Genomic DNA, 6110 nt, shown 5'->3' with positions numbered 1-6110 from the left:
CGACCAGCAGCACCATGGGGAAGTCGACCCGCAGGGCGTCGGCGTCCTGAGGTCCGAGCTCGAGCGGCGAGAAGATCAGCCCGTCGGTGAGGTGCCGGCGCTGGCCCGAGAGCACCTCGAGCTCGCGCTCCCGCACGGACCCCGTCTGCTCGATGAGCACGGTCAGCCCGCGCGCCTCGGCGGCCCGGATGACCGAGTCGGCCAGCTCCGCGAAGTACGGCAGCGACAGCTCCGGCACCGCCAGCCCGATGATTCCCGTCCGGCCGCGGCGCAGGTTCCGCGCCGAGATGTTCACCTGGTACCCGAGCTCGGCGATCGCGGCCTCGACCCGCTCCTTCGTCGCCGGCCGGATGTACTGGTACCCGTTGACCACGTTGGACACGGTCTTGATGGACACCCCTGCTCGCGCGGCGACCTCGTGCATCGTCACCGCGGCACCACGCCTGGCCGTGCTCATCGCTGTCTCCTTGTACGCGTGACCCTGGGACAGAGTCGCAGACCAGAGCAACTCTACATCGTTGTAGAAGGCGTGTCCGGACACACGAAAGGCCCGGCAGCTGCCGGGCCCCTCGACTGCCTAGCGACCCTGACGGGCCGCGCGGCTCACTTCTTGTTGCGGCGCTGGTGGCGCGTCTTGCGAAGAAGCTTGCGGTGCTTCTTCTTGGCCATCCGCTTGCGGCGCTTCTTGATGACGGAGCCCATGGGGTCCTCACTTCGCTTCCGATGGAGACCCGGCAGACGGGCCGTTCTGGTGGTCGATCGACGCGTAGAAGAGATCGAGTGCAATCGAGTCGCCCACGCACGAACAAAGTCCGAGGCTCTACCTTACGCGATCCGGAGCCGTCCCGACGACGCGCCGGTCCTCGGAAGCACCGCGGACCCGGCTCAGGAGCTGCGGCGGTCCTGCTCGCGCGCCTCGACCGCCGGCGACGTGGCCAGGTAGTGGTCGAGCGCGTCCTGCGGGACCCGGAACGAGCGGCCGACCCGCACCCCGGGCAGCTCGCCCGAGTGCAGCAGGCGGTACACGGTCATCTTCGAGACGCGCATCACTTCGGCGACCTCGAGGACGGTGAGGAACCGCGTGCGGCCAGGCTGGTCGCGCTGCTCGCTCATGTCTCGTCCATTCCGCCCGTCGGCGCGGCGGGCCCGCGCACCCTCCTGCGGGTGCCGGATCAGCCTAGTGGCGCCTGGGACGCGTGGGAAAGAGGGGACGCCTGGGACGTCCCCCGTCCGGCCCAGCGGGTCAGTCGTGCTCCGGGTCGAGCCCGAGGTGCGGGAAGACGGCCGCGCGGGTGGCCCGGATCGCGCGGTCGACGTCGTCGGACGGGTCGTAGCCGGACGACCACGGGCTGAACCGGGCGTCGCGACCGTCGGTCATCGTGTCCGGCCCGAGCCGGCCGTACCGCTCGCGCACCAGGTTCCGCCACTCGTCCGGGATCTGCGCCGCCGGGTCGACGGGCCRGTGCGTCGCGATGCCGAGCAGGTGGGTCCAGGCCCGCGGGACCACGTCCACCACGGCATACCCGCCCCCGCCCAGCGCCAGCCAGCGCCCGCCGGCCACCTCGTGCGCGAGGTCGTGCAGCTGCTCCGCCGCCAGGCGCTGGCCGTCGACGCTCACCCGCAGGTGCGTCAGCGGGTCGAGGACGTGGGTGTCGCAGCCGTGCTGGGTGACGAGCACCTCCGGCTCGAACGCGCGCACGACGGCGGGCACGACGGCGTCGATGGCGCGCAGCCACCCCGCGTCGCCCGTCCCCGACGGGAGCGCGACGTTGACCGCCGTGCCCTCGGCGCCGGGTCCGCCGATCTCGCGCGCGTGGCCCGTGCCGGGGAAGAGCGCCTGCCCGGTCTCGTGCAGCGACACCGTCAGCACGCGGGGGTCGTCCCAGAACACCGCCTGCACCCCGTCGCCGTGGTGCGCGTCGATGTCGACGTAGGCGACCCGCTGGACGCCGGCGTCCAGCAGGGCCCGGATGGCGACCGCCGCGTCGTTGTACACGCAGAACCCCGACGCGGCCGCGGGCATCGCGTGGTGCAGGCCCCCGGTCACGTTCACCGCGTGCTCGACCCGCCCCTCCCAGACGGCGAGCGCCGAGTCGACCGACCCCTGCACCACCATGGCCGAGGCCTCGTGCATGTGCGGGAAGACGGGGTCGTCGCTGGTGCCCAGGCCGTGCTCCGGGTCGTGGGTGCCCTCGCTGGACGCCCGGTGCACGGCGGCGACGTACGCCCGGTCGTGCACGGTGTGCAGGAGCGCGTCCGACGCGACGTCCGCGCCGACCAGCTCCACCCCCGGTCCGGAGAGGAGCCCCAGCGCGTCGGCCAGGCGGATGGTGAGGTCCAGGCGCTCCGACGTCATCGGGTGGCCGTGGCCGAAGTCGTACGCGAGCATCTCGCGCGACCACACCACACGCACGGGCGCCGAGGACGTCATGGGCATCACCGTCGCACCCGCCGGGCCCCCTGTCGATCCGACGACCTCGCGCCTGTCGGGTCGAACCACACCGGTCGCCCATGCCAGAGTTGCCCCGACCGGCGGGCGCCGGCCGGTTGCGGGGAGGTGCGATGGCGCGGGGCGGCCCGGGCGTGGCATGGCGGTTGCGCGAGCTCGTCGACCGCTCGGCGCGCCAGTCCCCCGCCCGCCTGGCCCTCGGCGTGTTCGCGCTGGTGATCGCCCTGGTCACCGTGGCGCTGTCCGTCCCGTGGGCCACCGCGAKCGGCCACCGGGCCCCCTTCGTCGACGCCCTGTTCACCGCCACGTCCGCCAGTACCGTCACCGGCCTGGTGGTGGTGCCGACCGGCGAGTACTGGTCCACGTGGGGGCTCGTCACCATCCTCGTGGCCATCCAGATCGGCGGCCTGGGCGTCATGACGCTGGCGTCGCTGCTCGGCATGGCGGTGTCCCGGCGGATCGGGCTGACGCAGCGGCTCCTCGTCTCGTCGGAGACCAAGGAGACCCGGCTGGGCGAGGTCGGGTCGCTGATCCGGACCGTGGTCATCACGTCCGTCGCGCTCGAGCTGGTCATCGCGGTGGTGCTCTTCCCGCGGTTCCTGCTGTTCGACGAGAACCTCGGCGCGGCGGCGTGGCACGCGATCTTCTACGCGATCTCGGCGTTCAACAACGCGGGCTTCGTCCCGACGGCGTACGGGCTCGAGCCGTTCGCGTCCGACTGGTGGGTGCTGATGCCGATCATCGTCGGTGTCTTCATCGGCTCGCTCGGGTTCCCCGTGATCCTCAACGTCGCCCGGTACCTGCGCGACCCGCGCCGCTGGAGCCTGCACTCGAAGCTGACGATCACCACGAGCGTGGCCCTGGTGATCGCCGGCTCGGTCCTGGTGGCGGCGTTCGAGTGGACCAACCCCAGGACGTTCGCCCCGCTGGGTCCCAGCGCCACGGCCCTGGCCTCGCTCTTCGCCGGCGTGATGCCACGGTCCGGAGGCTTCTCGACGGTCGACGTCGGGCAGATGCACGAGAGCACGTGGCTGCTGATGGACGCGCTGATGTTCGTCGGTGGCGGCTCGGCCTCGACCGCCGGCGGCATCAAGGTCACGACGCTGGCCGTCATGCTGCTCGCCATCCTGGCCGAGGGCCGCGGGGACAAGGACGTCGAGGCCTACGGGCGCCGGATCCCCCGGGAGGCCCTCCAGGTCGCGATCGCCGTCTCCCTGGTCTCCGCGACGCTCGTGCTCGTCTCGTCGCTGCTGCTGCTGTCGATCACGAACCTCCGGCTGGACCGGGTCCTGTTCGAGGTCATCTCCGCCTTCGCCACCTGCGGCCTGTCCACCGGCGTCACCCCCGGGCTGCCGCCCCCGGCGAAGTACGTGCTCACCGTGCTCATGTTCATCGGCCGGACCGGCACGATGACGCTTGCGGCCGCGCTCGCGCTGCGCAACCGTCGTCGGGTGATCCGGCTACCGGAAGAGAGGCCGATCATTGGCTGACAGGTTGAGCGAGATCAAGTCCTCGCAGAAGGGACCGCGCACGCCCCGGAAGGACTCGGGCGTGCTGGTCATCGGGCTCGGCCGGTTCGGGTCGTCCATCGCGGCGACCCTCGACCGGCTCGGGCAGGACGTRCTGGCCGTCGAGCGCAACCCCGACCTGGTCGCCCAGTGGGCCGGTCGGATCGCGCTGGTCGAGGCCGACGCCGCCAACCCCGAGGCCCTCGAGCAGCTGGGCGCGCGGGAGTTCCCCGTGGCCGTCGTCGGCGTCGGCTCCTACCTCGAGGCGTCCGTGCTGATCACGGGCAACCTCGTCGACATCGGGGTGCCGCAGATCTGGGCCAAGGCCGTGAGCAACGAGCACGCGCGCATCCTGCAGCGGATCGGCGCCCACCACGTGGTGCTGCCCGAGGCCGACGCCGGCGCCCGTGTGGCCCACCTGGTGTCCGGCAAGCTGCTCGACTACATCGAGGTCGAGGACGGGTTCACCATCGTGAAGATGCGCCCGCCCAAGGAGACGCAGGGGTTCACGCTCGCGCAGTCGCGGGTGCGCGAGCGGTACGGCGTCACGGTCATCGGCGTGAAGAGCCCGGGGATCGAGTTCTCCTACGCGACGCCCGAGACCCGCCTGTCCGTCAACGACCTGATCATCGTCTCGGGCCACGCCGACCTGCTGGAGCGCTTCGCGGCACGGCCCTGAGGTCGCGCATGCGAGGTCGTGAGTTTCCGACGAGGTCGTGAGCTGCAACTCACGATGTCGTCGGAAGCTCACGACCTCGACGCGTCGTTCGCCCGCCCGCCTCAGCGGCGCCGGATCACCAGCAGGCGCTGCAGGACCACGAAGATCAGCAGCAGCGCGCCGATGAAGATCTTGGTCCACCACGAGCTCAGGGTGCCCTGGAACGTGATGATCGTCTGGATCAGGCCCAGCACCAGCACGCCGAGCACGGACCCCAGCACGAAGCCGCTGCCGCCGGTGAGCAGCGTGCCGCCGATGACGACGGCGGCGATGGCGTCCAGCTCCATGCCGACGCCGGTCAGCGAGTAGCCGGACCGCGAGAAGATCGCGAACAGCAGGCCGCCCAGGCCCGCGCAGGTGCCGCTGATGACGTAGACCAGCACCTTGGTGCGCGCGACCGGCAGGCCCATGAGCTTGGCGGACTGCTCGCCGCCGCCGATCGCGTAGACCGTCCGGCCGAACCGCGTGTAGTGGAGGGTCACGAACGCGATGAGCACGACCGCCAGCGCGATGACGCCGCTCGGCGTGATCACCAGCCCGTCCGCGGTGCCCCACCGGGTGGTGGACAGGGCGACGATCGTCGGGTCCGTGATCGGGATGGACTCCGGCGCCACGAGGTAGCAGAGCCCGCGCGCCAGGAACATGGCGGCGAGGGTGGCGATGAAGGGTTGTATCTCGAACACGTGGATCATCACGCCGACCACCAGGCCGAGCGTCGTGCCCACCAGGATGATCGTCGGGATGGCCACGGCGGCGCCGTAGCCGTGCGTGAACATCCAGGCCGCGATGCAGCTGGACAGGGCGACGACCGCGCCGACGGACAGGTCGATGCCACCCGTGAGGATCACGAACGTCATCCCGACGGCGAGCACCACCAGGAACGAGTTGTTGATCAGCACGTTCGCCATGACGCGGCCGGTGAGGAAGTTCTCGTACCGCGAGCCGCCGATGGCGAGCATGACGATCAGGACGACGACGGTGCCCAGGACGGGCAGGTAGCGCTCGTCGATGCGGAATCGCCGGACCCGGGTGCCGATCGACGGTGGGGCGTCGGCCGGGTGGGTGGTGGAGGTGAGCTGGTCGGTCGCCATCAGGCCGGTACCTCCGAGGGGACGGGCGCGGCGGCCGGTCGTCGGGACCGCATCTTGTTGCGGACCACCGGCGACTGCAGCAGGCAGACCGCGATGACGACGAGGGCCTTGAACAGCGAGACCGCGTTCGCCGGGATGCCGAGGATCGTCACGGACAGGGTGAGCGTGGTGATGACCATGGAGCCGACGAGCGTGCCGGCCAGCGAGAACTTGCCGCCGGCCAGCGACGTGCCGCCGATGACCACCGCCAGGATCGCGTCCAGCTCGATGAACAGGCCGACGTTGTTGGAGTCGGCTGCCATGATGTCCGAGCTCTTGATGAACCCGGCGATGCAGGCGAAGAA

Annotated in this window: 8 protein-coding genes; 2 read left to right on the top strand and 6 right to left on the bottom strand. The window is 71.1% G+C overall.

Going from position 1 to position 6110, the window contains the following annotated elements; genetic code table 11:
- From ACXJKG_RS18605 to ACXJKG_RS18590, 4 genes are all read right to left on the bottom strand, one after another.
- Nucleotides 1–457: LacI family DNA-binding transcriptional regulator (locus tag ACXJKG_RS18605; protein WP_456847225.1), on the bottom strand; the 457-nt coding region annotated here is incomplete at its 3' end.
- A gap of 146 nt (nucleotides 458–603) precedes the next feature.
- Nucleotides 604–702, bottom strand: a complete 99-nt coding sequence (locus ACXJKG_RS18600; RefSeq protein ID WP_003792170.1) for a 30S ribosomal protein bS22 — start codon at nucleotides 700–702, stop codon at nucleotides 604–606.
- Nucleotides 703–885: 183 nt separating this feature from the next.
- On the bottom strand, nucleotides 886–1113 hold the full coding sequence (locus ACXJKG_RS18595; RefSeq protein ID WP_456847224.1) for a helix-turn-helix domain-containing protein: 228 nt from the start codon (nucleotides 1111–1113) through the stop codon (nucleotides 886–888).
- Nucleotides 1114–1243: 130 nt separating this feature from the next.
- Nucleotides 1244–2431 carry an acetoin utilization protein AcuC gene (locus ACXJKG_RS18590; protein ID WP_456847223.1) on the bottom strand — a complete coding sequence of 396 codons (1188 nt, stop codon included), beginning with the start codon at nucleotides 2429–2431 and terminating at the stop codon, nucleotides 1244–1246.
- 131 nt (nucleotides 2432–2562) lie between these two features.
- Between ACXJKG_RS18590 and ACXJKG_RS18585 the strand changes: the two genes are divergently transcribed.
- Together ACXJKG_RS18585 and ACXJKG_RS18580 are read left to right on the top strand one after the other, a co-directional pair.
- Nucleotides 2563–3939, top strand: a complete 1377-nt coding sequence (locus ACXJKG_RS18585; RefSeq protein ID WP_456847222.1) for a TrkH family potassium uptake protein — start codon at nucleotides 2563–2565, stop codon at nucleotides 3937–3939.
- Nucleotides 3940–3943: 4 nt separating this feature from the next.
- The gene (locus ACXJKG_RS18580) at nucleotides 3944–4636 is read left to right on the top strand and encodes a potassium channel family protein (protein ID WP_456847221.1); all 693 of its coding nucleotides are present in this window, start codon (nucleotides 3944–3946) and stop codon (nucleotides 4634–4636) included.
- 101 nt (nucleotides 4637–4737) lie between these two features.
- Here ACXJKG_RS18580 and yjfF read toward each other — a convergent pair whose 3' ends face one another.
- Together yjfF and ACXJKG_RS18570 are read right to left on the bottom strand one after the other, a co-directional pair.
- Nucleotides 4738–5766 carry a galactofuranose ABC transporter, permease protein YjfF gene (gene yjfF, locus ACXJKG_RS18575; RefSeq protein ID WP_456847220.1) on the bottom strand — a complete coding sequence of 343 codons (1029 nt, stop codon included), beginning with the start codon at nucleotides 5764–5766 and terminating at the stop codon, nucleotides 4738–4740.
- On the bottom strand, nucleotides 5766–6110 hold a 345-nt coding region (locus ACXJKG_RS18570), incomplete at its 5' end, for an ABC transporter permease subunit (protein ID WP_456847219.1). The genes yjfF and ACXJKG_RS18570, both read right to left, overlap by 1 nt.

The organism is Cellulomonas sp. P5_C6 (assembly GCF_054049635.1).
This window is presented reverse-complemented; position numbering and strand designations above follow the sequence as displayed.

Bases quoted from the DNA above. Each gene is read 5' to 3' on its own strand.
- ACXJKG_RS18600 (WP_003792170.1), bottom strand. From the start codon at position 702: ATGGGCTCCGTCATCAAGAAGCGCCGCAAGCGGATGGCCAAGAAGAAG.
- ACXJKG_RS18595 (WP_456847224.1), bottom strand. From the start codon at position 1,113: ATGAGCGAGCAGCGCGACCAGCCTGGCCGCACGCGGTTCCTCACCGTC.
- yjfF (WP_456847220.1), bottom strand. From the start codon at position 5,766: ATGGCGACCGACCAGCTCACCTCCACCACCCACCCGGCCGACGCCCCA.